The organism is Streptomyces harbinensis (assembly GCF_900116145.1).
GTDB lineage: Bacteria > Actinomycetota > Actinomycetes > Streptomycetales > Streptomycetaceae > Streptomyces > Streptomyces carpaticus.
In genome coordinates this window covers 763,794-788,350 of the sequence record NZ_FPAB01000003.1, presented here as the reverse complement: position 1 = coordinate 788,350, position 24,557 = coordinate 763,794, and the positions used below count along the sequence as shown (strand labels likewise).

Sequence of the window (24,557 nt, the reverse complement as noted above, 5' to 3'; positions counted from 1 at the left end):
CCGGTATTAGACCCAGTTTCCCGGGCTTATCCCAGAGTGCAGGGCAGATTGCCCACGTGTTACTCACCCGTTCGCCACTAATCCCCGGCCGAAACCGGTTCATCGTTCGACTTGCATGTGTTAAGCACGCCGCCAGCGTTCGTCCTGAGCCAGGATCAAACTCTCCATGAATGCTTCATGTAAGAGCAAGGAAAATCCTCGCTTAAATGCTGCACCTCAGACGAGGTCGAGATGCAGACTCAGTCAAAATAATCTGGCATTGACTATTTGGCACGCTGTTGAGTTCTCAAGGAACGGATGCTTCCTTTGGTTCCCTCTCGGGCCCCTCCGGGCTTTCCCTTCGTGTCCACTACTCTAACCGACTTTCCCGCCGGCTCCTAATCGGGCCCTTTCGCTTTCTCCGGCGACTCGCAAAGAGCGCGCCAAAGAAACCAGAACGGGAGAGTTCCGATCAGATGGAGTGGGTGTCGCCTCCGAGGCTTCCCCGGTCGGTCTTTCGACCGCTTCCCTGGGGTTGCCGCCTCCAGCGACTCGATCTACATTACGACCCCGTGACACCGGCGTCAAGTCCTCGCGTCCGCCGTCTCGGCTGGTGCGGGCGGTAGGGGCTCACCGTGGGGTCGCCGGTGATCCAGAAGCGCCAGGGGTGCACCCCGCCGTCGCCGGCCACGCCCGTGCGGGGGCCGGTGCCGATCCGCTCCCGGGCCACCGGGGTGCCGGCCAGTACCCGCAGCGCGAACTCCTCGCCGTCGGCGCACACATCCGTCCCGTCCAGCGCCCGGTCCACCTCCAGAGCCGTGGCCAGCCGCGCCGGGCCCTTGGCCAGCTCGTGGTCCCGGCCGCGGGCCGCCGCCCGGCGCGGGCGGGCCAGCTCGGCGCCACTCAGCACCTCCCCGGCCCGCAGCAGCACCCCGCTCGCCCGGCCCTCCGGGCCGCAGACCAGATTCAGGCAGTGCCACATCCCGTAGGTGAAGTAGACGTACGCGTGCCCGGGCGGACCGAACATCGTGGCGTTCCGGGCGGTCCGGCCGCGGAAGGCATGGGAGCCGGGGTCGATCTCCCCGGCGTACGCCTCGACCTCGGTCAGCCGCAGCGTGATCGTGCCCTCGGCCGAGCGCCTCACCAGGGTGCGGCCCAGCAGATCGGGGGCGACCTCCAGGACCGGGCGGTCGAAGAAGGCGCGGGGCAGGGGTTCGGTCGCGGTGGTGGTGCTGCTCATCCTCATCCCAGTGTCACGGTCAGCGGGACGCCCCGTTCCCTCCAGTAGGTCCCGGCGTCCGCGAAGATCTCCCCCAGGGTCCGCGTCAGCTCCGGCGCCCGCCGGCGCAGCTCCCCCCAGCCGGTCACCTCGACCGTCCAGCCGTCCGCCCCTGGCTCACCCCACCATGACAGATCGCGCAGACAGTCATCCAGCGCGTCCCAGTTGTGGCCGAATTCGTCGGGGAACCCCAGCTGCTCGGCGCAGCTGCGCAGCAGTCCGGCCTTGTCGCGCACGCCGGTGAGGTCGAGGCGGTGCGGTGCTGGTCCGGTCATCGGATACCTCCGGTCGGGCTGGCTAGGGTGATCAGCACCACTATCGCCCGACGAGGAGAGGCCCATGACGTCCCAGTCGCCCCGCCGTCCGCTCCCCCACGACTTCCATCCGCCGGTGGCGTCCTTCACCGTGACCAGTGATGACCTCGCGCCCGGTGCCCGGCTGGGCGAGGCGCAGGTACACGCGGCCGGGAACACCTCGCCCCAGCTGCGCTGGGAGGGTTTCCCGGAGGGCACCAGGAGCTTCGCGGTCACCTGCTACGACCCGGACGCGCCGACCGGCAGCGGTTTCTGGCACTGGTCGCTGTTCGACATCCCGGCGTCGGTCACCGAGCTGCCGGCCGGTGCGGGCAGCGGTGCGATGGCCGGGCTGCCCGAGGGCGCCGTGCACGTGCGCAACGACTACGGCACCCGGGACTTCGGTGGCGCCGCGCCGCCGCCCGGGGACGGTCCGCACCGCTATGTGTTCACGGTGTACGCGGTGGACAGCGAGAAGCTCGGCCCGGACGCGGACGCCACCCCCGCCCAGGTGGGGTTCATGCTGCGGTTCCACGCCATCGGGCGGGCGCAGCTGATCGGTGAGTACGAGGTGCCGGCGCAGAGCTGACCGTGCGGTGATCCCCCGGTGCCGGACGATGCCGATTCGATCCCGCACCGGGGGTTTAACCGTCATCTCCCGTTTTTGTTACCTCCCGGGAAATTGCATTGTGAGGCTCACCTGCCCCCGGCACAGTGGTGCCATCCCGCCAGGGGGCGGGCGGCTCAGGGGAGGTGGGCGGGATGCGGCAGACGCTGGTGCTCAATGCGACCTACGAGCCACTGTCGACGGTGTCGCTGCGGCGGGCGGTGGTGCTGGTCATCCAGCACAAGGCAGTGGTGGAGCAGGCGCATCCGGGGCTGCGGGTGCGGGCGGCGGCGGTGGAGCTGCCGGTACCGCAGGTGATCAGGCTGCGGCGGTTCGTGAAGGTGCCGTTCCGACAACGGGCCCCGTGGTCGCGGCGCGGGGTGCTGGTACGGGACCGGCACCGGTGCGCGTACTGCGGTCGCCGGGCGACCACGATCGATCATGTGCTGCCGCGTTCCCGGGGTGGCGGGGACACCTGGCTGAACACGGTGGCGGCGTGCGCGGAGGACAACCACCGCAAGGCGGACCGGACGCCCGCGCAGGCGGGGATGGCGCTGCTGGTGCAGCCCTTCGAGCCGACGCCGGCGGACGCGCTGCTGCTGGCGCTGGGGCTGCGGGAGGACGAGGTGCTGCCGGTGGGGGCGTCCGCGGTGGGCGGCTGGGGGACGGTGCCGGTGTCCGAGTCCGCGTGAGCGCGGCGGGTGCCCTGGGACGAAGGCCGCGGGCCCCGACCGATCCGGTCGGGGCCCGCGGCCTTCGTCCCATCCGTGCGCGGTGGAGCGGTGGCCGTTATTCGATGCGCGGCTGCTGGCGGCCGACCTGCGGCTTGTTCAGGGTGCCGGGGTCGCCGGCGCCGCCGTCGGGGCCGTTCCCGGTGCCGTTGCCGGTGATGCGGTTGAGGTTGCCGCCCAGGCCCTTGAGGGCGTCGCCGATCTCGCTGGGGACGATCCAGAGCTTGTTGGAGTCGCCGGAGGCGATCTTCGGGAGCATCTGGACGTACTGGTAGGAGAGCAGCTTCTGGTCGGCGTCGCCGGCGTGGATCGCCTCGAAGACGGTGCGGATGGCCTGGGCCTCACCCTCGGCGCGCAGGGCGGAGGCCTTGGCGTCACCTTCGGCGCGCAGGATCTCGGACTGCTTGGCACCCTCGGCCTGGAGGATCTCGGACTGCCGGACACCCTCGGCCTGGAGGATCGCGGCGCGCTTGTCACGGTCGGCGCGCATCTGCTTCTCCATCGAGTCCTGGATGGAGGTCGGCGGCTCGATGGCCTTGAGCTCGACGCGGTTGACGCGGATGCCCCACTTGCCGGTGGCCTCGTCGAGGACGCCGCGCAGGGCCGCGTTGATCTCCTCGCGGGAGGTGAGGGTGCGCTCCAGGTCCATGCCACCGATGATGTTCCGCAGGGTGGTGACCGTCAGCTGCTCGATGGCCTGGATGTAGTTGGAGACCTCGTAGGTCGCGGCGCGGGCATCGGTCACCTGGTAGTAGATGACGGTGTCGATGTTGACCACCAGGTTGTCCTGGGTGATCACCGGCTGCGGCGGGAAGGGCACGACCTGTTCACGCAGGTCGATGCGGTTGCGGATGCGGTCGATGAACGGGACCACGATGTTGAGGCCGGCGTTCAGGGTGCGGGTGTAGCGGCCGAATCGTTCGACGATCGCGGCGCTGGCCTGCTGGATGACCTGGATCGTCTGGACGAGGGCGATGATGACCAGCACCACCAGGATGACCAGCACGATGATGATGGCGTCCATCGTGACTCCCCCTGCGGCTAGATGAGTTGAACGGTTGTCTGGATCGCGGGTCCATCACATCACGATGGCTGTGGCTCCGTCGATCTCCACCACGCTGACCTCGGAGCCCGGTTCGTGGGTGATGTCGTTGTCCAGCGCGCGGGCGGACCACTCCTCGCCGGCGAGCTTGATCCGGCCGTCACGGGAGTCGACCCGTTCCAGGACGACGGCGGTGCGGCCCTTGAGACCGTCCACGCCGGAGCTGAGCTTGGGGGGCAGGACGCGGGCGCGGCGGGCGATGGGGCGCACGACCACGAGCAGGGCGGTGGAGACGACCGCGAAGACGATCACCTGGAGGGCGATGTTGTCGGTGACGGCGCCGGAGGCGGCGGCTGCTCCCGCCCCGATGGCGAGCATGCCGAGCTCGGGCATCGCGGTCAGCACGAGCGCGATCGAGAATCCTCCGGCGGCGATCAGCCACCACACCCAGAAGTCCACACCGCCATCGTAGGGGCGGCGCGGCGAAGCGAACAGGCCGGATTTCGTCAGACACCGGCCGGAATCGTCCGTGTTCCGGCCGGTGACCGTCTCCGGTGTCAGGTCAGCGGCAGGCCGTGGGCGGTCCAGCGGTCGCCCTGGCGCTCGACGATGAGCGGGAGCCCGAAGCAGTGCGAGAGGGCGGCGGAGGTGAGGACGGAGTCCACCGGGCCCGCGTCCAGCACCTTGCCCTGCCGGATGAGCAGGACGTGGGTGAAGCCGGGGGCGATCTCCTCGACATGGTGGGTGACCATGATCATCGCGGGCGCGTACGGGTCGCGGGCGAGCCGGCCGAGGCGGCGTACCAGGTCCTCCCGGCCGCCGAGGTCGAGCCCGGCGGCGGGCTCGTCGAGCAGCAGCAGTTCGGGGTCGGTCATCAGGGCGCGGGCGATCTGGGTGCGCTTGCGCTCGCCCTCGGAGAGGGTGCCGAAGCGGCGGTCCAGGAGTTCGCTCATGCCGAGCCGGTCCAGGAAGGCGCGGGCCCGCCGCTCGTCCACGTCCTCGTAGTGCTCCTGCCAGCCGGCGGTCATGCCGTAGGCGGCGGTGAGCACCGTCTGGAGGACGGTGGCGCGCTGGGAGAGCTTGCCGGCCAGGGCGCTGGAGGCCATGCCGATGCGGGGGCGGAGTTCGAAGACGTCGACGCCGCCGAGCTTCTCGCCGAGGATCCCGACGCTTCCCGAGGTGGGGAAGAGGTAGCTGGACGCGATGTTCAGCAGGGTTGTCTTGCCGGCGCCGTTGGGACCCAGGATCACCCATCGTTCGCCTTCGGCGACCGACCAGGAGACCTGGTTCACCAGAGCGCGGCCTTCGCGGACCACGGATACGTCCACCAGCTCCAGTACATCGCTCATGCCGCGGTCTCTCCCAATGCAGTCGCCGTCCTCCGGGTGCCTTCCGGCACGTCCCCGGAACAAAACTTACGCCACGCCCGTCATGTCCCGGGCGCCAGGAGGGTCCTTGAGCCCTCTTCCCTATGCTGAGGCCATGCTCGAAGAACCTCGTGCCGGGCGGCTGGCCGCCTGGGGGAACGCTCTGCTGGCCGGTCTGGTGTCGCCGGACGACGCCGCCGTGCGGGCCGTGGGGGACGACGCGGCGCACCGGGTGGTGGGGCTGCCCGGGGAGCCGGGGCCGGTGGCGCTGACCCTGGCGTTCGGCCGGCTGCGGGCGCTGGGCGTGGCGGGGCTGCGGGTGGCGCTGCCCGCGCCCGGGCATCCGCTGGGGCTGAGCGGGCCGCCGGAGTTCAACACGGCGGCGCTGGAGGCCGGTGAGGCGGTGCTGGCCGGGGGTGCTCCGGGGGTGGGCGCGCAGGCGGGTCCCGCGCTCGGGCTGATCCCGGAGGTGGACGAGGCCGGTGCGGCCGGTGATGTGCTGACCCGGGTGGTGTGGCGCTGCTCCGCGGTGCGGCAGGCGCCGCCGGCGGACGTGCCGTCGCTGGGTGAGGCGGAGCGTGAGCTGAACGAGGTGTTGCGGGAGACGACCGAGGCGCTGGCGATGCTGGACGTGGCGGGTGCGGGGCCGGCCACCCGGGCACGGCTGGACGCGTACCGGGCGCGGATGGAGCGCGGGCGGCAGGTGCTGGCGCCGGGGTATCCGCCGCGGGCGGCGCGGGTGCTGGAGCTGGCGCGGCGGGTGGCCGGTCTGGTGGAGCTGGCCGGGGGCGGTGAGCACGGTGGCGCGGTGAGCGCGGCGGAGATCGCGGCGCGGGACCGGCTGTTGCGGCCGGTGGAGCGGGCGGCGCGGCGGGCGCGGGTGGCGGCGTACAACGCGTACGCGGAGGAGCTGGAGCGGCAGCGCGGCTGAGCCGGGCGGGGCCGCGGCGGGGCCGGGACATGGATCACGGCCCCGCGGGGGATGGGGTCCGCGGGGCCGTGATGACCGTGGGGGTGGCGTCAGACGATGGCGCCGACGTTGCCGAACGCCGGGTTCAGCAGACCGACCACGTTCAGGGTGTTGCCGACGATGTTGATCGGCACATCCACCGGGATCTGAACGATGTTGCCGGAGATGACACCGGGCGAGTGCACGGCCTTGGCCTTGGCGCTCGCCCCGTCGTGGGCGGCGGCCAGACCGGCGGCACTGCCGACGGCGACACCGGCGGCGGCAAGCACGAAGGCGGCCTTCTTCGCAGTGTTCATGACGTGCGATCCTCCTGGGACGGTTCTCTGGGGTGGCTCCGACGGAAGAGCCACGCGCTGCACAACGCGGTCCGTGTCCGGATGACACGGGGCGCCGGGTGATAACCGCCGTTCGGCGCAATAGGCCGATCAGCTGCGTGCGCGGCCGCCCGTCCTCAGGAGGCGGTGCCCGTGGGTCAGTGGGCCAGGCCGAAGTTGCCGAACGCCGGGTTGAGCAGGCCGATCACGTTGACGGTGTTGCCGACGACGTTGACCGGGACGTGGATCGGGGCCTCGACGACGTTGCCGGAGATGACACCGGGCGAGTGCACCGCGTCGCCGTGGGCACCGGCGGCGGCGGAGGCCACCCCGGCACCGGCGGCGGCGATACCGCCGGCCACGGCGGAAACGACGGCGATCTTCTTCATGTTGTTCATGCGGATACCTTTCGGACTCCGCCACGGCCGGTCGGCCGTGGCACGCCCTGGGAAACGCGCCACCGCCGAACGGGTTCCGCCATGTGGGGGACAACCACCCGACCGAATGAATCCTGGCGCTGCTCGAACGCCTGTCGCACGCCGGCGGTCCGCCGGCCGGGCGCCGCCGTCAGTCGGCGACGCCGTGCCGTACCGCCCACAGCGCCGCCTGGGTGCGGTCCGCGAGATCCAGCTTCATCAGGATGTTGGAGACGTGCGTCTTCACGGTCTTCTCCGACAGCACCAGATCGCGGGCGATCTCCCGGTTGGAGCGGCCCCGCGCGATCAGCGCCAGCACCTCCCGCTCCCGCTCGGTGAGCTGCCCGCCCCGGCCACTGCCGCCGTACGGGGTCTCCTGCGCCAGCAGCGCCCCCGCCACCTCCGGCTGGAGCAGCACATGGCCGGCGTGCACCGAGCGGATCGCCCCGGCCAGCGCGGTCGGATCGATGTCCTTGTGGACGTAGCCGGCCGCCCCGGCGCGCAGCGCGGGGACCACGGTGCGCTGCTCGGTGAAGCTGGTGACGATGAGGACCCGGGCCGGGTTGCCGAGGTCCCGCAGCTTGCGCAGCGCCTCCACGCCGTCGCCGCCGGGCATCTTGACGTCCATGAGCACCACGTCGGGGCGCAGTTCCTCGGCGAGCGCCACCCCGGCCGGCCCGTCGGCGGCCTCCCCCACCACCTCGATGTCGTCCTGGATCTCCAGGAAGGTGCGCAGCCCGCGCCGGACGACCTGGTGGTCGTCGACCAGCAGCACACGGATGACCTCAGACACCGGGTACCTCCATCTCGATGACGGTGCCCGCTCCGGGCGCCGAGCGCACGGTGAGCGTGCCGCCCACCGCCTGGGCCCGGTCGCGCATGGAGACCAGGCCCAGGTGGCGGCCGGCGCCGCGCACCGCCTCGGGGTCGAAGCCGGCCCCGTCGTCGGTGATCCGCAGGACGGCGCCGCCGCCAGCCGGGGGCGGGCCGAGGCTGACGGTGACCCGGTCGGCGGCGGCGTGCCGCAGCGCGTTGTGCAGGGCTTCCTGGGCGACGCGCAGCAGGGCCTCCTCCTGGGCGGCCGGCAGGGGTTTGGCGTCGCCCGCCTCCAGGGTGACCCGGGCCGGGTGGGCGCGGTCCAGGACCTGGATCTGGGCGCGCAGGGTGGCGGCCAGGCCGTCCTCCTCCAGGGCGGCGGGGCGCAGTTCGATGACGGCGGCGCGCAGTTCGTCGGTGGCCTCGGCGGCCAGGCGGGTGACCTGGCGCAGTTCACTGCGGGCGCGGACGGGGTCGCGGTCCATGAGGGTGGCGGCGGCCTGGGCGGTGAGCCGCAGGGAGAAGAGTTTCTGGGCGACGGCGTCGTGGAGTTCGTGGGCGAGCCGGGCGCGTTCGTCGGCGATGGTGAGTTCGCGGCTGCGTTCGTAGAGCCGGGCGTTGGTGAGGGCGATGGCGGCGTGCTGGGCGAGGATGCCGAGCAGTTCCTCGTCCTCCTCGGTGAAGGCGCAGCCGCCGCCGGCGGCCCGGCGCTGCTCGGGGGTGCAGCGTTTGGTGGCGAGGAAGAGGGCGCCGAGGACCTCGTCGCCGTCGGCGATGGGCATGCCGAGGAAGTCGGACATCTCGGGGTGGGCGGCGGGCCAGCCCTCGAAGCGCGGGTCCTGGCGGACGTCGTCGAGGCGTACGGGGGTGGCGTCGTGCAGCATGGCGGCGAGGATGCCGTGCTGGCGGGGCAGCGGGCCGATGGCCTTCCACTGGCGGTCGCTGACGCCGTCGACGATGAACTGGGCGAAGCCGCCGGCGCCGTCGGGGACGCCCAGGGCGGCGTAGCGGGCGTCGAGCAGCTCGCGGGCGCTGGAGACGATGGTCTGCAGCACGTCGCGCACCTCCAGGGTGCGGTTCATGGCGAGCAGGGCGGCGCTGACGGCGGCCAGGCCGGTTCTTCTGACCATGGGGGAACGGTACCGGTGGGGGGCGGTGCGCGGATCGGTCCCGGGCGGGTGGCGGGTGCGTCGCCGGTCCTAGGTCCCGTGACGGACGCGGGCGGCGGGCCCCGGTACGCGACGACGGTGGTGGCGCCCCGGGTCCGGGGTGCCACCACCGTCGGTCGGGTGGTGCGGGTGGTGCGGGTGGGCCGGGGTCAGTCGCGCATGACCTCGGGCTCGTGGCGGCGCAGGAACTTCATCACCAGGAAGCCGCAGGCGACGCCGAGGGCGAGGAGCATGCTGACGTCCAGGAGCCACCAGCCGGCCGCGTGGTTCCACAGCGGGTCGCCGGAGGCGTCCGGGTCGGTGACGGAGGCGGTGAGGGTGTTGAGGTCGGCGGTGGTGGCGGTGCCGGCCAGAGCCCAGCGGGAGGGCATCAGCCAGGCGAGCTGTTCGACGCCGAGCTTGCCGTGGACCTCGAAGAGCGCGCCGGTGAAGACGAGCTGGACGACGGCGATCATCACCAGCAGCGGCATGGTCATCTCGGAGGTGCGCACCAGCGAGGAGATGACCAGGCCGATCATCATGGAGGTGCAGCCCAGGACCATGATCACCAGGGTCATCTCCAGCGCGGGAGAGCTGGTGAAGAGCACGCCCTCGGCGGGCATCTCGCGGGGCAGGAAGCCGATGGCGCACAGGATGGCGGCCTGGAAGACGGTGACGATGCCCAGCACGAAGACCTTGGACATCAGATACGCGGAGCGGGAGAGGCCGACCGCGCGTTCGCGTTCGTAGATCACCCGTTCCTTGATGAGTTCCCGGACCGCGTTGGCGGCGCCGGCGAAGCACATGCCGACGACGAGGACCAGCAGGATGATGCTGGCCTGGCCGTTGCGGCCGCCGCTCTCGGGTCGGCCGTAGCCGAGTCCGTAGTCGGCGGGGATGGCCAGGGAGACCGCGCCGAGGATGATGGGCAGGGCGACGGTGAGGCCGAGGAAGCCCTTGTCGGCGAAGATCACCGCCGCGTATCTGCGCATCAGGGTCCACACCTGGGAGCTCCAGGTCTGGGCCTTCTGCTCGGCCGCTGCCGCGACCGGCTGGAAGTTGGCGGCCTGGGGCTGCACGGCGTCCAGGTCGGCCGCGTATATCTGGTAGTGCTGCGAGCCGCGCCAGCGGCCCATCCAGTCGTAGTCGCGGTAGTTCTCGAACGCGGAGAAGACGTCGGCCCAGTTGTCGTAGCCGAAGAAGTTCAGGGCCTCGTCCGGCGGACCGAAGTAGGCGACGCCGCCGCCGGGGGCCATGACCAGCACCCGGTCGCACAGGCCCAGCTCGGCGACCGAGTGGGTGACGACCAGGACGGTGCGGCCGTCGTCGGCCAGGCCGCGCAGCAGCTGCATCACGTCGCGGTCCATGCCCGGGTCGAGGCCCGAGGTGGGCTCGTCCAGGAAGATCAGCGACGGCTTGGTGAGCAGTTCGAGGGCGACCGAGACGCGCTTGCGCTGGCCGCCGGAGAGCGAGGAGATGCGCTTGGTGGCGTGCACGTCGAGCTTGAGTTCGCGCAGCACCTCCTCGACCCGGGCGTTGCGCTCGGCCTCGGCGACGTCGCCGGGGAAGCGGAGCTGGGCGGCGAGCCGCAGGGCCTGCCGGATGGGCAGTTCCTTGTGGAGGATGTCGTCCTGGGGGACGAGCCCGATGCGGTGCCGCAGCTCGGCGAAGTGCGTGTACAGGTTGCGGTGGTCGTACAGCACCTCGCCGTAGGTGGCGGGGCGGTAGCCGGTGAGGGCGCGCAGCAGGGTGGACTTGCCGGAGCCGGAGGGGCCGATGACGCCGATCAGCGACTTCTCGGGGACGCCGAAGGAGACGTCGTTGAGGATGGTGGTGCGGCCGTTGTTGACCTGGACGGTCAGGTGGCGGGCCGAGAAGGAGACCTCACCGGTGTCGACGTACTCCTGGAGCTGGTCGCCGACCAGCCGGAAGGTGGAGTGGCCGATGCCGACGGTGTCGTTCTGGCCGAGGTAGCGGCGGCCGTTCTTGTCCATCCGCTGGCCGTTGACGTACGTGCCGTTGTGGCTGCCGAGGTCGTGCAGCTCGTAGCGGCCGTCCGGGTGGGCCAGGAATTCGGCGTGGTGGCGGGAGACCTGGAGGTCGGAGACCACCAGTTCGTTCTCCAGCGCGCGGCCGATGCGGGTGACCTGGCCGACGGCCAGGTGGTGGAACGTGGTGGCGCTGCGGTCACCGCCCGCCCCGGCCGGGTCGGCGCCGGGCTGGTGGGGCGGCATGGCGGGCGGGCCGCCGGCCATGGCGGGCACCGGGGCGCCGAACCCCTGCTGCTGCGGCTGCGACTGCGGCTGGTACTGGTGCTGGTGCTGCGCCTCCTGCTGGTGCGGTGCGGGCGCGGTTCCCGAGAAGGTGAGCCGCGGCCCGTCGGTGGCGTTGCCCAGGTGGACGACCGAACCCGGGCCCAGCGGCAGCTCCTGGACCCGCTGGCCCTGGGCGTAGGTTCCGTTGGTGCTGCCGTGGTCCTCCAGGATCCAGTTCTGGCCGCCCCAGCGCACGGTGGCGTGCCGCCAGGAGACCCGCGCGTCCTGCAGGACGAGGTCGCCCTGCGGATCCCGCCCCACGCTGTACGACCGGGTCGGGTCCAACGACCAGGTCTGTCCGTTCAGTTCGAGTACGAGTTCTGGCACTCCATGCCCCACAAAGTTGTCCCCCGACCGGCCCTCCCCCAGCCTCCGGCCGGGAGGTACCCCCAGAGGAGGGTTCGAGATGGTCGACCATCGTCCAGGCACTATTCCAGTCCCGGGCCGGAAACGGAAAGCGGGGCCCGGATAGTCACGGAGCTGGTGCGAAGCGTCGGCATCTCTGTGACCTTCCTCTCCGTTCGCCCGCACGGCGGCCGATGGCCATACCCCGGCTACCGGGAGCGACTACCGTGGTGCGCACCATGATCCCCGCACAGACGCCCACGCTGCTGGTGAAGATCTTCGGGAGGGACCGGCCGGGTCTGACCGCCGGTCTCTTCGAGACGCTCGCCGCCTTTCATGTGACGGTCATCGACATCGAGCAGGTGGTGACGCGGGGGCGCATCGTGCTGTGCGCCCTGGTGAGCGCGCCGGCCGGCGGTTCCGGTTCCGAGGGCGAGCTGCGCGCCACGGTGCACGGCTGGGCCGAGGGTCTTGGGATGCAGGCCGAGATCATCTCGGGGCTCGGCGACAACCCGGCCCGGGGCAGTGGCCGCTCCCATGTAACGGTGCTGGGCAACCCGCTGAACGCGGAGAACACGGCGGCGATCGCGGCCCGGATCACCGGCTGCGGCGGCAACATCGACCGGATCTTCCGGCTGGCGAAGTACCCGGTGACGGCGGTCGAGTTCAATGTCTCCGGGGTGCCGACCGAGCGGCTGCGCACGGAGCTGGCGACCGAGGCGGCCGTGCGGTCGATAGACGTGGCGGTGGTGTCGGCGGGGCTGTCCCGGCGGGCGCAGCGCCTGGTGGTCATGGATGTCGACTCGACGCTGATCCAGGACGAGGTCATCGAGCTGTTCGCGGCGCATGCCGGCTGCGAGGAGAAGGTCGCCGAGGTGACGGCGGCGGCGATGCGCGGGGAGCTGGACTTCGAGGAGTCGCTGCACGCCCGGGTGGCGCTGCTGGCGGGTCTGGACGCGTCGGTGGTGGACAAGGTGCGCGCGGAGGTGCGGCTGACCCCCGGGGCGCGGACCCTGATCCGTACGCTCAAGCGGCTGGGCTACCAGGTGGGGGTGGTCTCGGGTGGCTTCACGCAGGTGACGGACGCGCTGGCGGAGCAGCTGGGGCTGGACTTCGCCGCGGCGAACACGCTGGAGATCGTGGACGGCCGGCTGACCGGCCGGGTGACCGGGGAGATCGTGGACCGGGCGGGCAAGGCGCGGCTGCTGCGCCGGTTCGCGGCGTCGGCGGGGGTGCCGCTGGCGCAGACGGTGGCGATCGGGGACGGCGCGAACGATCTGGACATGCTGAACGCGGCCGGTCTCGGGGTGGCGTTCAATGCGAAGCCGCTGGTGCGGCAGGCGGCGCACACGGCGCTGAGCGTGCCGTTCCTGGACACGGTGCTGTACCTGCTGGGGATCACCCGGGAGGAAGTGGAGGCGGCGGACGCCGAGAGCTGAGGCGCCGGGGCGCCGCCTCCTCAGGCCACGTCAGGAGTGCGGGGCCCAGAACGCGGCGAGGGTGCCGACGCCGTGTTCGACGGATTTCCAGTCGCCGGTGAAGGTGAGCACGGCGATGGCGGCGGTGGGGTAGCCGGAGCGGTTCATCCGGTTGAGGGTGTCCCCCTCGGCCTTGCCCGCGAGGGCGTCGGCGAGGGCGTGGACGCCGGGGTTGTGGGCGATCAGCAGCAGATCGCGTACCTGGTCATCGGTCTCGTTGAGGACGGCGATGAGTTCGCCGAGGGATGCCTCGTACAGCCGCTCGTCGTAGACGGTGCGCGGGCGCCGGGGCAGTTCGGGGGCGACCAGCTTCCAGGTCTCACGGGTGCGGGCCGCGGTGGAGCACAGGGCGAGGTCGGGGGTGATGCCGGTGCCGGCGAGCCAGCGGCCGGCCACGGGGGCGTCCTTGCGACCGCGCTCGGCGAGCGGCCGGTCGTGGTCGGAGACGTCGGGCCAGTCGGCTTTGGCGTGTCGGAGAAGGACGATCCTGCGGGGTGCTTCAACGCTCATGTGTCCCAGCTTTGCATGAAACGTGCCCGTGGCGGCGGGTGGTTGGCGAAGCTGCCGGGGTGCGGGCGGCCGGGTCAGCCCAGCCAGGTGTTCCTGGCGTGCTCGACCAGTTGGGAGACGGGCTGCGGGCCGGGGGCGGGGCCGGCCTGGGCGCTGGCGGCGAGCAGGCACAGCAGGGCACTGAAGGCCGCGACGGGCAGGGCGAGGGCCCACCAGCGCAGCCGGATGTCGGGTCCGGCCGGCCGGGCCCTGGGGGTGGTCATGCGGGCCGTGCGACCGGTCATGTGCGCCTCCATCCGTGGCTCCCGCGAGGGGTGTTGCCGTGTGACGTCCACGGTAGGCGGATGGCGGGCCCGGGCCCATCGGGTAACCCACCCACCCGCCCCTGACCCTGGCCCCCTAGGGGATGGTGGGGCCGGCCCCACCATCGGAACGGAGTGCGGGTCAGTGGCCGGCGGCGAAGCTGGCGATGACGCCGATCACGATGCTGACGGCGAGCATGACGCCGAGGATGAGCAGCAGGGTGCGCTGTCCGCCGGTGGGGTTGGGCTCAAGTGCTGGCATGGGCCCAGTCTGCCATTCAGGCTCCGTCCTCGATGTGGCGGTCCCGGCCGGCGAGGGTGCCGGCGACGATCTGGAGCACCATGAGCGCGGCCATGAAGGCCAGCGGCAGGTGCCAGTCGCCGGTGGCCTCGTTGAGGACGCCGACCACCAGGGGTCCGGGCAGCGAGATGAGGTAGCCGGTGGACTGGGCGAAGGCGGAGAGCCGGACGACGCCGTGGGAGCTGCGGGCGCGCAGGCCGATCATGGCGAGGGCGACGGGGAAGGCGCAGTTGGCGATGCCGAGCAGCACGGCCCAGGCCCAGGCGCCGCCGTGCGGGGCGAGCCACAGTCCGGTGTAGCCGGCGAGGCCGCTCAGGGCGAGGACGGTGAGCAGCGGGCCCTGGGTGCGCATCCGGGTGGCGAGCGGCGGGACCACGAAGGAGAGCGGGACGCTCAGGCCCATCGCGACGGCGAAGAGGACGCCGGCGGTGCCGGCGGAGATGCCGGCGTCGCGGTAGATCTGCGGCAGCCAGCCCATGATGATGTAGGCGGCGGTGGCCTGGAGGCCGAAGAAGCAGGCCAGGGCCCAGGCGGTGGGTGAGCGCCGCAGGGTGAGGCGTGCGGTGTCCGGGGCGGCCGGCGCGGCGGGGGCCGCGGGGGTGGCGTCGGCGGGGGCGGCGGCCGTCCGGGTGGCGCGGCTGCGGATGAGGACGGCGAGCCAGGCGGTGACGGCCAGGGCTCCGGGGACGGCCCACAGGCCGATGCCGAGCCGCCAGCTGTCGCCGAGGGCGCTCGCGAGGGGCACGGTGACGGCCCCGGCGCCGGCGGCGCCCAGGGAGAGGGCCATGGAGTACAGGCCGGTCATGGAGCCGATGCGGTCGGGGAAGTAGCGCTTGACGATGACCGGCATGAGCACGTTGGCGACGGCGATACCGGCCAGGGCGAGGGCGCTGGAGGCGAGGAAGACGCCGGTGCCGCCGGCGAGCGAGCGCAGCGTGAGGCCCGCGGTGACGGCGGCCATCCCGGCGGCGACGACGGCGACGGGGCCGTACCGGCGGGAGAGGGCGGGCGCGGTGACGCCGAAGACGGCGAAGCACAGGGCGGGGACGGAGGTGAGCAGTCCGGCGACGGTGCCGCTCATGCCGAGGTCGGCGCGTACCTCTTCCAGCAGCGGGGCGAGGGCGGATATCGCCGGGCGCAGGTTGAGCGCCGCCAGCACCAGGCCGGCGGTGATCAGCCACAGGAGGGCGGGGGTCGCGGGGCCGGTGGTGGCCGGTGCGGTACGTGCCGGGGCCGTTTCGGGTGCGGGGGCGCCCGGGCCGGGGGTACGGTCATGCTTCGCCAACGACATGACCTCATCATAGAATCATCCAATGAATGGGTCATTACAAGATTCCTGCAGCCGACAGGAGAGCCATGTCACTCACCTCCCCCCGCCGCTCGGCGCTCGCCGATCAGGTGATCGACCAGCTGCGGAATGAGATCACCTCGGGCGCCTGGCCGGTGGGATCGCGGATCCCGACCGAACCCGAGCTGGTCGAACAGCTGGGAGTGGCCAGGAACACCGTCCGCGAGGCCATCCGCGCGCTCGCCCACAACGGGCTGCTGGACATCCGGCAGGGCTCGGGCACCTATGTGGTGGCCACCAGCGAACTGGCCGGAGTGATGCACCGCCGCTTCGCCGGCGCCGACCCGCGCCACGTCGCCGAACTGCGCGGCGCGCTGGAGACCGCCGCCGCCCGGATGGCCGCCCGGCGCCGCACCCCCGAGGACCTGCGCCGCCTGGAGCGGGTGCTCGCCGCCCGCGAGGCGGCCTGGCACACCGGGCACGTCGAACGGTTCGTGGAGGCGGACGCCACCTTCCACCTCGCCGTCGTGACCGCCTCCCACAACGAGGTGCTCTCCGGCCTCTACGCCGATCTGGGCACCGTACTGCGGCAGTTCCTGCGGTACGACGTGGGCGACGCGCTCGACCCGGCCTCGTACATGGACCACGCCCGGCTGCTGACCGCCGTCCGCGACCGCGACGCCGACCGCGCGGAACAGGAGGCGGCCACCCACACCCGTACCTGCCGCACCTTCACCGCGGGCGCCGGCGCGGGCACCGGCTGACCCCCGCCACGACGCGGCGGCGGCCCGTACGGAAGGAGTTCCTTCCGTACGGGCCGCCGCCGTCGTACCGCGGGCGCTCAGGCGCCCATCATGTGCACCCCGCCGTCGACGTGCACGATCTCGCCGGTGGTCTTCGGGAACCAGTCCGAGAGCAGCGCCACCACGCCGCGGGCCGCCGGCTCCGGGTCCTCCAGGTCCCAGCCGATCGGCGCCCGGGTGTTCCACACGTCCGCCAGCTCCTCGAAGCCGGGGATGGACTTGGCCGCCATCGACTTGATCGGGCCGGCCGACACCAGGTTGATCCGGATGTTCTTGTGCCCCAGGTCACGGGCGAGGTAGCGGGAGGTGGCCTCCAGCGCCGCCTTGGACACGCCCATCCAGTCGTACTTGGGCCACGCCACCTGGGCGTCGAAGTCCATGCCCACGACCGAGCCGCCGCGCTTCTCCAGCAGCGGGAGCAGCGCCATGGTCAGCGACTTCAGCGAGTACGCGGAGACCTCGACGGCCGTGGCCACCGACTCCCACTCGGTGTTGAGGAAGTTGCCGCCCAGCGCGTCCTGCGGCGCGAAGCCGATGGAGTGCACCACGCCGTCCAGCCCGTCGAGGTGCTCCCCCACCGAGCCGGCGAGCGAGGCCAGCTGCTCCTTGTTCTGCACGTCCAGCTCGATGACCGGAGCCGGCTTGGGCAGCCGCTTGGCGATCCGCTCCACCAGCGAGAGCCGCCCGAACCCGGTCAGGACGACCTCGGCGCCCTCCTCCTGGGCCAGCTTGGCGACATGGAAGGCGATCGACGACTCGGTGAGCACCCCGGTGACCAGGATGCGCTTACCGACAAGAAGTCCACTCATGGTTCAGTGCCCCATGCCCAATCCGCCGTCAACGGGGATGACGGCTCCGGTGATGTACGCGGCCTCCTCGGAGGCCAGGAAGCGGACCGCGGCGGCGATCTCGTCGGGCTGCGCGTACCGGCCGAGCGGCACTTGCGCGACGATGCCGGCGCGCTGCTCGTCACTGAGCACCCGCGTCATATCGGTGTCCACGAATCCGGGGGCCACCACGTTGCAGGTGATGCCCCGGGAGCCCAGTTCACGGGCGAGGGAGCGGGCGAAGCCCACCAGACCGGCCTTGGAGGCGGCGTAGTTGGCCTGCCCCGCCTGGCCCATCAGGCCGACCACCGAGGAGATCAGCACGATCCGCCCGGTACGGGCCCGCAGCATGCCCTTGGAGGCCCGCTTGACCATGCGGAAGGTGCCGGTGAGGTTGGTGTCCAGGACCGCGGCGAAGTCCTCCTCGGACATCCGCAGCAGGAGTTGGTCACGGGTGATGCCGGCGTTGGCCACCAGCACCTCGACCTTGCCGTGCTTCTCCTCGATCTCTTTGTATGCCTGCTCCACCTGCTCCGGTTCGGTGATGTCACACCGCACCGCCAGCACGCCGCGCTCCACCAGCTCCTGCGGCGGTTCGCCTGAGCGGAAGGTAATGGCGACCTTGTCACCCGCGTCCACGAGGGAACGGGCGATGGCCAGGCCGATTCCGCGGTTCCCTCCGGTGACGAGTACCGAGCGACTCAAGGGATCACCCCTTCTCTGCGACATGTGCTCGGCACCAAACTAGCCCGCCCGGTACACCGGACGGGGATCGGGGGCTGACAGGCGCAGCACCGGGGGCCTGTGGGATTCCTACATCCGGGGCGCCATTTCCGCAGGGTGAAGCAGGCATTCGCACCACACCGTCTTGCCGGCCGGATGGGCGGCCACGCCCCAGGCGGCGGCGAACGCGTCCACCAGCAGCAGCCCCCGGCCGCTCTCCCGCTCCTCCCAGCCGGCCGGCCGCAGCACCGGGTAGCGGTCGGCGCGGGCGTCCGTCACCTCGATCCGCAGCGGAACGGCGCCGCCCTCCGCCTCGTGCCCGTCGTTCGCGCGGGCGGGCATCGACACCGCGAGCGTGAAGCCGCGGCCGGGCACCGAGCCGTGCCGTACCGCGTTCGCGGTGAGTTCGCCCACCAGCAGCGCCACGGTGCGGGCGGCCGGGCAGCCGGCCGGCACCCCCCACCGCGCGAGCCGCTCCCCGGTGAGCCGGCGGGCCAGACGTACGGCGTGCGGGGTCGCGCTGAACGACATGCTGAACGACGTCATGGCCCCGGCGGGGATCAGCTCCTGCTCCATGGACCGAGCGTGGCGAAAAGAGGCCCTGACCGGCCAGTCCGGCACCGGACACGGGCCGTTACTCTCCGCGTCCGCCGGGGGTGTCCGCGCAGGTGGCGGCGGCAGCGGGGGACGGGTGGCCCGGGAGACGAAAACCGCGCGGAATATGACGCCCGCAGGGGACAACCGCAGGTGAGGCACCAACTTCCGCCTGCGGAGGGTGTTTTCACCATTCCCGCAGGGATCGTTTACCGTTCGCGCATGTCCGAGCAGCCACCGATACCACCGCCGCCCGCGCAGCCACCGCCCCCGGTCCCGGGCGCCCCGTGGCCCGGCGGACAGCCCGGCCCGTACCCGGGGCCGCACGCGATGCCGTACCCGGGGCCGCAACCTCCGCCGTACCCCGGACCGCACGCCACGGCGTACCCCGGGCCCGGACCGCATCCGGGGCCGTACGGCGCGACCCACGCCGAGCCCGTGTACCGGATGGCGCCGCCGCCCGGCCCGGTGACGCGCCCCGGTCCCGTCCACCCGGGGTACGGTCCGCCGCTCGCCCTGCTGGCCGCGCCCTCGCACCGGCTGTACGCACGGCTGGTGGACTTCGGGGTGCTGATCGCCCTCGTCCTCGTGGTGCTGTGGGCCGGACTCACCCTCGCCGGGGACGACGGCGGCGCCCGCGGCGCCAACGCGCTGTGGGCCCTGTGGTGCGCGCTCGGCTATCTGCTGCTGTACGACCCGCTGGCGCACTGGCTGTTCGGCGGACGCACGCTCGGCAAGTGGCTGTTCGGAGTGCGGGTGGTGCGGCTGCACGACGGCGGGCCGGTCGGTCTCTTCACGGCGCTGGGCCGGGAGTGGTTCTACCTGTTCGGCAGTCTGTTCACGGGGCTGGTGGCCGGCGCCGGCTTCCTGATCGCCGCCTGGTGCCTGTGGGACACCCCGTTCAAGCAGGGGCTGCACGACAAGGTGATGGGCACCGTGGTGATCCGCTCCCGCCCGGCGGCCGGCGGGTGAAGAGGCTGCCCGCCTCCCCCGTCGGGCCGGTCCTCCCTGGGCAGTTCCGCTCCGAGCGGGCATGATCGGTGGTTCCCGGCGGCGCACCCTGCCCCGGGGACATCCGAAGATGGCCATGGACAGGAGAGACTGTGCCCCCATCCATCGATGAGAGTTTCCTCGCGCTGCCGTTGCGGCAGCTCGCCGATGCCGCGCTCGCCCGCGCCAAGGCGCTGGGCGCCGAACACGCCGACTTCCGTTTCGAGCGGGTGCGCAGCGCCGACTGGCGGCTGCGCAACGCCCGTCCGGCCGGCTCCTCGGACGTGACGGACACCGGCTACGCGGTCCGCGTGGTGCACGGCGGCAGCTGGGGCTTCGCGGCCGGCGTCGATCTGACGATGGACGCGGCGGCCCGGGTCGCCGGCCAGGCGGTGGCGATGGCCAAGCTGTCGGCGCGGATCGGCGCGGCGTCCGGAGCGGACTCCCGGGTGGAGCTGGCGCCGGAGCCCTCCTACGGCGAGCAGACCTGGGTCTCCTCGTACGAGATCAACCCGTTCGACGTGCCGGACGCGGAGAAGACCGCGCTGTTCGCCGACTGGAGCGCGCGGCTGCTGGCGGCGCCGGGGATCAGCTATGTGGACACCCGGCTGTGGGCGGTCCAGGAGAACAAGTTCTACGCGGACACCGCCGGCACCGTGACCACCCAGCAGCGGGTGCGGATCAACCCCGAACTGACCGCGACCGCCGTGGACTCGGCGAGCGGCCGGTTCGACACCATGAACACCCTGGCGCCGCCCGCCGGGCGCGGCTGGGAGTATCTGACCGGCACCGGCTACGACTGGGAGAGCGATCTGGAGCAGTTGCCGTCGCTGCTCGCGGAGAAGCTGGCGGCGCCGTCGGTGGAGGCCGGCCGGTACGACCTGGTGGTGGACCCGTCCAATCTGTGGCTGACCATCCACGAGTCGATCGGCCACGCCACCGAGCTGGACCGGGCGCTGGGCTACGAGGCGGCGTACGCCGGGACCTCGTTCGCGACGTTCGACCGGCTGGGGACGCTGAAGTACGGCTCGCCGCTGATGCATGTGACCGGTGACCGCACGGTGGAGCACGGGCTGGCGACCACCGGGTTCGACGACGAGGGCGTGCGGACCCAGTCCTGGGACGTGATCAAGGACGGCACCCTGGTCGGCTACCAGATGGACCGGCGCACCGCCAGGCTCCAGGGCTTCGAGCGGTCCAACGGCTGCGCGTTCGCCGACTCCCCGGCGCATGTGCCGATCCAGCGGATGGCGAACGTCTCGCTCCAGCCGGACCCGCAGGGGCCGGACACGGCGGGGCTGATCGCCGGGGTGGAGCGCGGGATCTACGCGGTGGGCCGCAACTCCTGGTCGATCGACATGCAGCGGTACAACTTCCAGTTCACGGCGCAGCGGTTCTTCAGGATCGAGAACGGGCGGCTGGCCGGTCAGCTGCGGGATGTGGCGTACCAGGCGACGACCACCGACTTCTGGGGCTCGATGGAGGCGGTCGGCGGGCCGCAGACCTATGTGCTGGGCGGCACCTTCATGTGCGGCAAGGCGCAGCCGGGGCAGGCGGCGGCGGTCTCGCACGGCTGCCCGTCGGCGCTGTTCCGGGGCGTGAACATTCTCAACACCACCGAGGAGGCGGGCCGTGCCGCGTGAGGGCCGCGCGGCCGGCCGGCCGCAGTCGGGAACGCAGTCGGGAACGCAGTCGCAGCTCCGCCGCGCGGGCGGGGACACGAACGGGAGGCAAGGATGAGCGCCGGCAAGCCGTACGAGATCGTGGAACGGGCGCTGGAACTGTCGCGGGCCGACGGTCTGGTGGTGCTCGCCGAGGAGAACTCCAGCGCCAATCTGCGGTGGGCGGGCAACACGCTGACCACCAACGGGGTGACCCGGGGCCGGACCCTGACGGTGATCGCCACGGTGGACGGGGCGCAGGGCACGGCCGCCGGGGTGGTCTCGCGCAGCGCGGTGACGGATGCGGAGCTGGAGCCGCTGGTGCGGGCCGCGGAGGAGGCGGCGCGGCAGGCGCCGCCGGCCGAGGACGCCGCGCCGCTGCTGTCAGGGGACGGGGCGGCGCCCGGGTTCACGGAGGACCCGGAGGTCACCTCGCCCGATGTCTTCGCGGAGTTCGCGCCGGCGCTCGGGGAGAGCTTCGCGCGCTCGCGGGCGGCGGACCGGGAGCTGTTCGGGTTCGCCTCGCACGACATCACCTCCACCTATCTGGGCACCTCGGGCGGGCTGCGGCTGCGGCACGACCAGCGGGCGGGGCACGTGGAGATCAACGCGAAGTCCCCGGACCGTACCCGGTCCTCCTATGTGACGGTGCCCACCGCCGATTTCTCGGACGTGGACGTGGCGGCGCTGGAGGCGGAGCTGGCGCAGCGCCTTCAGTGGGCGCGGCGGCGGATCGACCTGCCGGCCGGGCGGTACGAGACGCTGCTGCCGCCGTCGTCGGTGGCGGATCTGCTGATCTACCTGTACTGGACGGCGGACGCGCGCAAGGCGCACGACGGCCGGACGGTGTTCAGCCGGGCGGGCGGCGGTACCCGGGTGGGCGAGAAGCTGTCGCGGCTGCCGGTGGATCTGTACAGCGATCCGGCGGCACCAGGGACGGAGGCGGCTCCGTTCCTGATCGCGCACGCCTCGGGCGGCGGTCTGTCGCCCGAGGTGTCGGTGTTCGACAACGGGCTGCCGCTGGGACGTACCGACTGGGTGCGGGGCGGGGTGCTGCGGCAGTTGCCGACCACCCGGTACTCGTCGGGGGTGACCGGTCTGCCGGTGGCGCCGCTGACCGACAACCTGCTGCTGGAGGCCGGGGGGACCCGTTCGCTCCAGGAGATGGTGGCCGACACCGAGCGGGGGCTGCTGGTCACCTCGCTGTGGTACATCCGCGAGGTCGATCCGGCCACGCTGCTGCTGACCGGGCTGACCAGGGACGGGGTGTTCCTGGTGGAGAACGGGGAGGTGAGCGGGGTGGTGAACAACTTCCGCTTCAACGAGTCCCCGGTCGATGTGCTGGCCAGGGCGAGCGAGGCGGGGCGCAGTGAGGTGACCCGGTCGCGGGAGTGGGGCGACTACTTCCCGCGCACCGCGATGCCCGCGCTGCGGGTGCCCGGGTTCAATATGAGCTCGGTGAGCCCCGGCGTGTGACCGTAGACTGCGTCCGATCTTCTGTTTCCCATCCGACCGTCGACCTTCAGGACTGAACGTGACACGCCTCGGCGACTCCGTGCAGCGCGCATCCGCGCTGCTCGCGCAGGACCTCTCCTCCGACTCCACCGTGCGGCAGCTGCTGGCGGAGACGGGATCGCGGCGTTATCTGGACCTGACGGATCTGCCGGCGCGGGAGCAGGCGGAGCTGATCGCGGCCCGCGCGGTCGAGGTGCTGCCGTCGGTGGACAAGCTGGCGGCGGACATCGAGGCGGCGCGGGCCGAGGGGCGCGGGCTGCGGGTGAAGCTCGGGATCGACCCGACGGCGGCCGATGTGCATCTGGGGCACGCGGTGCCGGTGATCGTGCTCAGCCGCTTCCAGCGGATGGGCCACGCGGTGACGCTGATCATCGGGGACATCACGGCGAAGATCGGTGACCCCTCGGGGCGTTCGGCGGAGCGTCCGCCGCTGTCGGACGAGGACATCGCGGCGAACCTGGCCGGGTACCGGGGCCAGGTGAAGCCGTTCTTCGATTTCGAGCGGGTGGAGTTCCGGCACAACAGCGAGTGGCTGGCGGGCATCACGCTGCCGAAGCTGATCGGGGTGCTGTCGCAGGTGCCGGCGTCCTCGCTGCTCCAGCGGGAGGACTTCCGCACCCGTCTTGAGGGCGGCCACGGGCTGACCATGTCGGAGCTGATCTACCCGGTGGCGATGGCGATCGACTCGGCGGAGATCGACGCCGACATCGAGCTGGGCGGTGTGGACCAGCTGCTGAACATGCAGATGGGCCGCCGTGTGATGGAGATCTACGGGCAGCAGCCGCAGCTGGTGGTGACGATGCCGCTGGTGGAGGGCACCGACGGCACCGGCGCGAAGATGTCGAAGTCCAAGGGCAACTACGTGGGTCTGTCGGCGCCGGCGGACGAGGTGTTCGGCAAGATCATGTCGGTGCCGGACCGGCTGATGGAGCCGTACCTGCGGGCGTGGACGGAGTGGACCGATCCGGAGATCGCCGGGGCGCTGGCCCGGGTGGCGGACGGTTCGCTGCACCCGATGGACCTGAAGAAGGTGCTGGCCGGGGAGATGGTGGCCGCGCTGTACGGGGTCGAGGCGGCGATGGCGGCGCGGGCCGGGTTCACGGCGCAGTTCTCGAGGAAGAGCTTCACCGAGGTCGGGACGCTGCCCGAGGTGGATCTGGCCGAGCACGGCGCGGAGCGGATCGACGCGGTGCTGACCCGGGTGCTGGAGTTCGCGGCGTCCTCGTCGGCGGCCCGGCGGCTGGCCAAGCAGAACGCGCTGCGGATCGTGGTGGAGTACCCGGGCGGCGGGCAGCGCAGCGAGGTGCTGGGCGAGGCGGCGGTGACCCGGTCGCTGGCCGAGGTGGCCGACGAGGTGACCGCGGCGCAGGACGGCGGGGAGCGGCCGGCCGGGGTGTACCTGAAGGCCGGGCGTAAGCTCGCACTGCTGGTGCGCCGCTGACCGAGGGCGGCGGCCGGCTCCCGAGGTGAGGAGCGTGCGGCATGGCGCGGTGGCGGCGGAGCGGGGCCGGGGCGGCCGGTGAGGGGTCCGTGTACCGGATCACCGGCGCCCGGCGCGGGCTGGCGGAGGACGTCCGGGGACGGCAGCGACGTTATGTCATTTCCATGTTGGTGCGTACGGCTGCGGTACTCCTCACATTTGTGTTGTGGGACACCAGCCGCCCGATTGCCATCGCAACTCTGGTTCTCGGAACGGTGATGCCTTACATCGCCGTGGTGATCGCGAATGCGGGCCGGGAGAACTCGCCGGCGCTGCCGTCCACCTTCATCACCAGTGCTTCCCGGACCGCGCTGCCGCCCGCTTCCCACCTGGATACGCCCTCGAACGGGCAGCACAGTCATACGAGTTGATGTATTCGGTTGCGAAGCTCAGGAAAGGCTCAACGGAATATGAGCCCTTCGGCTGCACACCGGCGGGCATGGCATGTCATACTTCAAGAGCG

The 24,557-nt window shown here is 71.9% G+C and carries 27 protein-coding genes and 1 rRNA gene; 10 read left to right on the top strand and 18 right to left on the bottom strand.

Features of this window, described 5'->3' with window-relative positions; genetic code table 11:
- The 3 genes from BM385_RS11365 to BM385_RS11355 all read right to left on the bottom strand — a co-directional run.
- A 16S ribosomal RNA gene (locus BM385_RS11365) occupies nucleotides 1-171 on the bottom strand; the annotation flags it as partial.
- A 370-nt stretch (nucleotides 172-541) separates the two neighbouring features.
- The gene (locus BM385_RS11360; RefSeq protein ID WP_019433941.1) at nucleotides 542-1,219 is read right to left on the bottom strand and encodes a DNA-3-methyladenine glycosylase; all 678 of its coding nucleotides are present in this window, start codon (nucleotides 1,217-1,219) and stop codon (nucleotides 542-544) included.
- 2 nt (nucleotides 1,220-1,221) lie between these two features.
- Nucleotides 1,222-1,533 carry a barstar family protein gene (locus BM385_RS11355; protein ID WP_093842935.1) on the bottom strand — a complete coding sequence of 104 codons (312 nt, stop codon included), beginning with the start codon at nucleotides 1,531-1,533 and terminating at the stop codon, nucleotides 1,222-1,224.
- Between the two features lie 64 nt (nucleotides 1,534-1,597).
- Here BM385_RS11355 and BM385_RS11350 point away from each other — a divergent pair, with 64 nt between their 5' ends.
- Complete coding sequence (locus BM385_RS11350) at nucleotides 1,598-2,140, top strand: YbhB/YbcL family Raf kinase inhibitor-like protein (protein WP_019433939.1); 543 nt, start codon at nucleotides 1,598-1,600, stop codon at nucleotides 2,138-2,140.
- Between the two features lie 173 nt (nucleotides 2,141-2,313).
- Complete coding sequence (locus BM385_RS11345; RefSeq protein ID WP_019433938.1) at nucleotides 2,314-2,850, top strand: HNH endonuclease; 537 nt, start codon at nucleotides 2,314-2,316, stop codon at nucleotides 2,848-2,850.
- Nucleotides 2,851-2,947: 97 nt separating this feature from the next.
- Here the strand turns inward: BM385_RS11345 and BM385_RS11340 are convergent, their stop codons facing one another.
- From BM385_RS11340 to BM385_RS11330, 3 genes are all read right to left on the bottom strand, one after another.
- Complete coding sequence (locus BM385_RS11340; protein ID WP_019433937.1) at nucleotides 2,948-3,913, bottom strand: SPFH domain-containing protein; 966 nt, start codon at nucleotides 3,911-3,913, stop codon at nucleotides 2,948-2,950.
- Between the two features lie 54 nt (nucleotides 3,914-3,967).
- Nucleotides 3,968-4,390, bottom strand: a complete 423-nt coding sequence (locus BM385_RS11335; protein ID WP_093842934.1) for an NfeD family protein — start codon at nucleotides 4,388-4,390, stop codon at nucleotides 3,968-3,970.
- 98 nt (nucleotides 4,391-4,488) lie between these two features.
- Nucleotides 4,489-5,280 carry an ABC transporter ATP-binding protein gene (locus BM385_RS11330; RefSeq protein ID WP_019433935.1) on the bottom strand — a complete coding sequence of 264 codons (792 nt, stop codon included), beginning with the start codon at nucleotides 5,278-5,280 and terminating at the stop codon, nucleotides 4,489-4,491.
- Between the two features lie 133 nt (nucleotides 5,281-5,413).
- On the opposite strand from BM385_RS11330, the gene BM385_RS11325 reads away from it, so the two are divergent.
- A complete protein-coding gene (locus tag BM385_RS11325) occupies nucleotides 5,414-6,229 on the top strand; it encodes an Rv1486c family protein (protein WP_019433934.1) in 816 nt (271 codons plus the stop codon).
- An 89-nt stretch (nucleotides 6,230-6,318) separates the two neighbouring features.
- Here the strand turns inward: BM385_RS11325 and BM385_RS11320 are convergent, their stop codons facing one another.
- The 5 genes from BM385_RS11320 to BM385_RS11300 all read right to left on the bottom strand — a co-directional run bounded on the left by BM385_RS11320 (nucleotide 6,319) and on the right by BM385_RS11300 (nucleotide 11,604).
- Nucleotides 6,319-6,564 (bottom strand): chaplin, encoded by a 246-nt coding sequence (locus tag BM385_RS11320; protein ID WP_019433933.1) that lies wholly within the window; start codon nucleotides 6,562-6,564, stop codon nucleotides 6,319-6,321.
- A 176-nt stretch (nucleotides 6,565-6,740) separates the two neighbouring features.
- Nucleotides 6,741-6,980 (bottom strand): chaplin, encoded by a 240-nt coding sequence (locus BM385_RS11315; protein WP_019433932.1) that lies wholly within the window; start codon nucleotides 6,978-6,980, stop codon nucleotides 6,741-6,743.
- A 169-nt stretch (nucleotides 6,981-7,149) separates the two neighbouring features.
- A complete protein-coding gene (locus BM385_RS11310) occupies nucleotides 7,150-7,791 on the bottom strand; it encodes a response regulator (protein ID WP_019433931.1) in 642 nt (213 codons plus the stop codon).
- Nucleotides 7,784-8,944, bottom strand: a complete 1,161-nt coding sequence (locus tag BM385_RS11305) for a GAF domain-containing sensor histidine kinase (RefSeq protein ID WP_019433930.1) — start codon at nucleotides 8,942-8,944, stop codon at nucleotides 7,784-7,786. The genes BM385_RS11310 and BM385_RS11305 overlap by 8 nt, the downstream gene beginning before the upstream one ends.
- Before the next feature lie 188 nt (nucleotides 8,945-9,132).
- Nucleotides 9,133-11,604 carry an ABC transporter ATP-binding protein/permease gene (locus BM385_RS11300; protein WP_019433929.1) on the bottom strand — a complete coding sequence of 824 codons (2,472 nt, stop codon included), beginning with the start codon at nucleotides 11,602-11,604 and terminating at the stop codon, nucleotides 9,133-9,135.
- A gap of 257 nt (nucleotides 11,605-11,861) precedes the next feature.
- Between BM385_RS11300 and serB the strand changes: the two genes are divergently transcribed.
- Complete coding sequence (serB, locus tag BM385_RS11295) at nucleotides 11,862-13,061, top strand: phosphoserine phosphatase SerB (RefSeq protein WP_026047457.1); 1,200 nt, start codon at nucleotides 11,862-11,864, stop codon at nucleotides 13,059-13,061.
- A gap of 30 nt (nucleotides 13,062-13,091) precedes the next feature.
- Here the strand turns inward: serB and BM385_RS11290 are convergent, their stop codons facing one another.
- The 4 genes from BM385_RS11290 to BM385_RS11280 all read right to left on the bottom strand — a co-directional run bounded on the left by BM385_RS11290 (nucleotide 13,092) and on the right by BM385_RS11280 (nucleotide 15,504).
- Entirely contained in the window at nucleotides 13,092-13,610 is a 519-nt protein-coding gene (locus BM385_RS11290) for a SixA phosphatase family protein (RefSeq protein WP_093842933.1), read from the bottom strand.
- Nucleotides 13,611-13,684: 74 nt separating this feature from the next.
- Nucleotides 13,685-13,894: a hypothetical protein gene (locus tag BM385_RS11285; RefSeq protein ID WP_026047455.1), complete on the bottom strand. Its 210-nt coding sequence runs from the start codon at nucleotides 13,892-13,894 to the stop codon at nucleotides 13,685-13,687.
- 160 nt (nucleotides 13,895-14,054) lie between these two features.
- Nucleotides 14,055-14,174 (bottom strand): SGM_5486 family transporter-associated protein, encoded by a 120-nt coding sequence (locus BM385_RS27730; RefSeq protein WP_019433925.1) that lies wholly within the window; start codon nucleotides 14,172-14,174, stop codon nucleotides 14,055-14,057.
- A gap of 16 nt (nucleotides 14,175-14,190) precedes the next feature.
- Nucleotides 14,191-15,504, bottom strand: coding sequence for a CynX/NimT family MFS transporter (locus tag BM385_RS11280; protein ID WP_093842932.1), 1,314 nt, complete (start codon nucleotides 15,502-15,504; stop codon nucleotides 14,191-14,193).
- Nucleotides 15,505-15,569: 65 nt separating this feature from the next.
- Between BM385_RS11280 and BM385_RS11275 the strand changes: the two genes are divergently transcribed.
- Nucleotides 15,570-16,265 carry a FadR/GntR family transcriptional regulator gene (locus tag BM385_RS11275; protein ID WP_093842931.1) on the top strand — a complete coding sequence of 232 codons (696 nt, stop codon included), beginning with the start codon at nucleotides 15,570-15,572 and terminating at the stop codon, nucleotides 16,263-16,265.
- Nucleotides 16,266-16,342: 77 nt separating this feature from the next.
- On the opposite strand, the gene fabI is transcribed toward BM385_RS11275, so the two are convergent.
- The 3 genes from fabI to BM385_RS11260 all read right to left on the bottom strand — a co-directional run bounded on the left by fabI (nucleotide 16,343) and on the right by BM385_RS11260 (nucleotide 18,430).
- A complete protein-coding gene (gene fabI, locus BM385_RS11270) occupies nucleotides 16,343-17,113 on the bottom strand; it encodes an enoyl-ACP reductase FabI (RefSeq protein ID WP_026047454.1) in 771 nt (256 codons plus the stop codon).
- Nucleotides 17,114-17,116: 3 nt separating this feature from the next.
- Nucleotides 17,117-17,836, bottom strand: a complete 720-nt coding sequence (gene fabG, locus BM385_RS11265) for a 3-oxoacyl-[acyl-carrier-protein] reductase (RefSeq protein WP_026047453.1) — start codon at nucleotides 17,834-17,836, stop codon at nucleotides 17,117-17,119.
- 108 nt (nucleotides 17,837-17,944) lie between these two features.
- Nucleotides 17,945-18,430, bottom strand: coding sequence for an ATP-binding protein (locus BM385_RS11260; protein ID WP_093842930.1), 486 nt, complete (start codon nucleotides 18,428-18,430; stop codon nucleotides 17,945-17,947).
- Nucleotides 18,431-18,670: 240 nt separating this feature from the next.
- On the opposite strand from BM385_RS11260, the gene BM385_RS11255 reads away from it, so the two are divergent.
- The 5 genes from BM385_RS11255 to BM385_RS11235 all read left to right on the top strand — a co-directional run bounded on the left by BM385_RS11255 (nucleotide 18,671) and on the right by BM385_RS11235 (nucleotide 24,465).
- Nucleotides 18,671-19,420 (top strand): RDD family protein, encoded by a 750-nt coding sequence (locus BM385_RS11255; RefSeq protein ID WP_139275166.1) that lies wholly within the window; start codon nucleotides 18,671-18,673, stop codon nucleotides 19,418-19,420.
- 131 nt (nucleotides 19,421-19,551) lie between these two features.
- Entirely contained in the window at nucleotides 19,552-21,081 is a 1,530-nt protein-coding gene (locus BM385_RS11250) for a TldD/PmbA family protein (RefSeq protein WP_093842928.1), read from the top strand.
- Between the two features lie 93 nt (nucleotides 21,082-21,174).
- Nucleotides 21,175-22,575: a metallopeptidase TldD-related protein gene (locus BM385_RS11245; RefSeq protein WP_093842927.1), complete on the top strand. Its 1,401-nt coding sequence runs from the start codon at nucleotides 21,175-21,177 to the stop codon at nucleotides 22,573-22,575.
- A 58-nt stretch (nucleotides 22,576-22,633) separates the two neighbouring features.
- Nucleotides 22,634-24,055: a tyrosine--tRNA ligase gene (gene tyrS / locus BM385_RS11240; protein ID WP_093842926.1), complete on the top strand. Its 1,422-nt coding sequence runs from the start codon at nucleotides 22,634-22,636 to the stop codon at nucleotides 24,053-24,055.
- A 41-nt stretch (nucleotides 24,056-24,096) separates the two neighbouring features.
- Nucleotides 24,097-24,465 carry a DUF3099 domain-containing protein gene (locus BM385_RS11235; protein ID WP_019433915.1) on the top strand — a complete coding sequence of 123 codons (369 nt, stop codon included), beginning with the start codon at nucleotides 24,097-24,099 and terminating at the stop codon, nucleotides 24,463-24,465.
- Nucleotides 24,466-24,557: the final 92 nt, after the last annotated feature.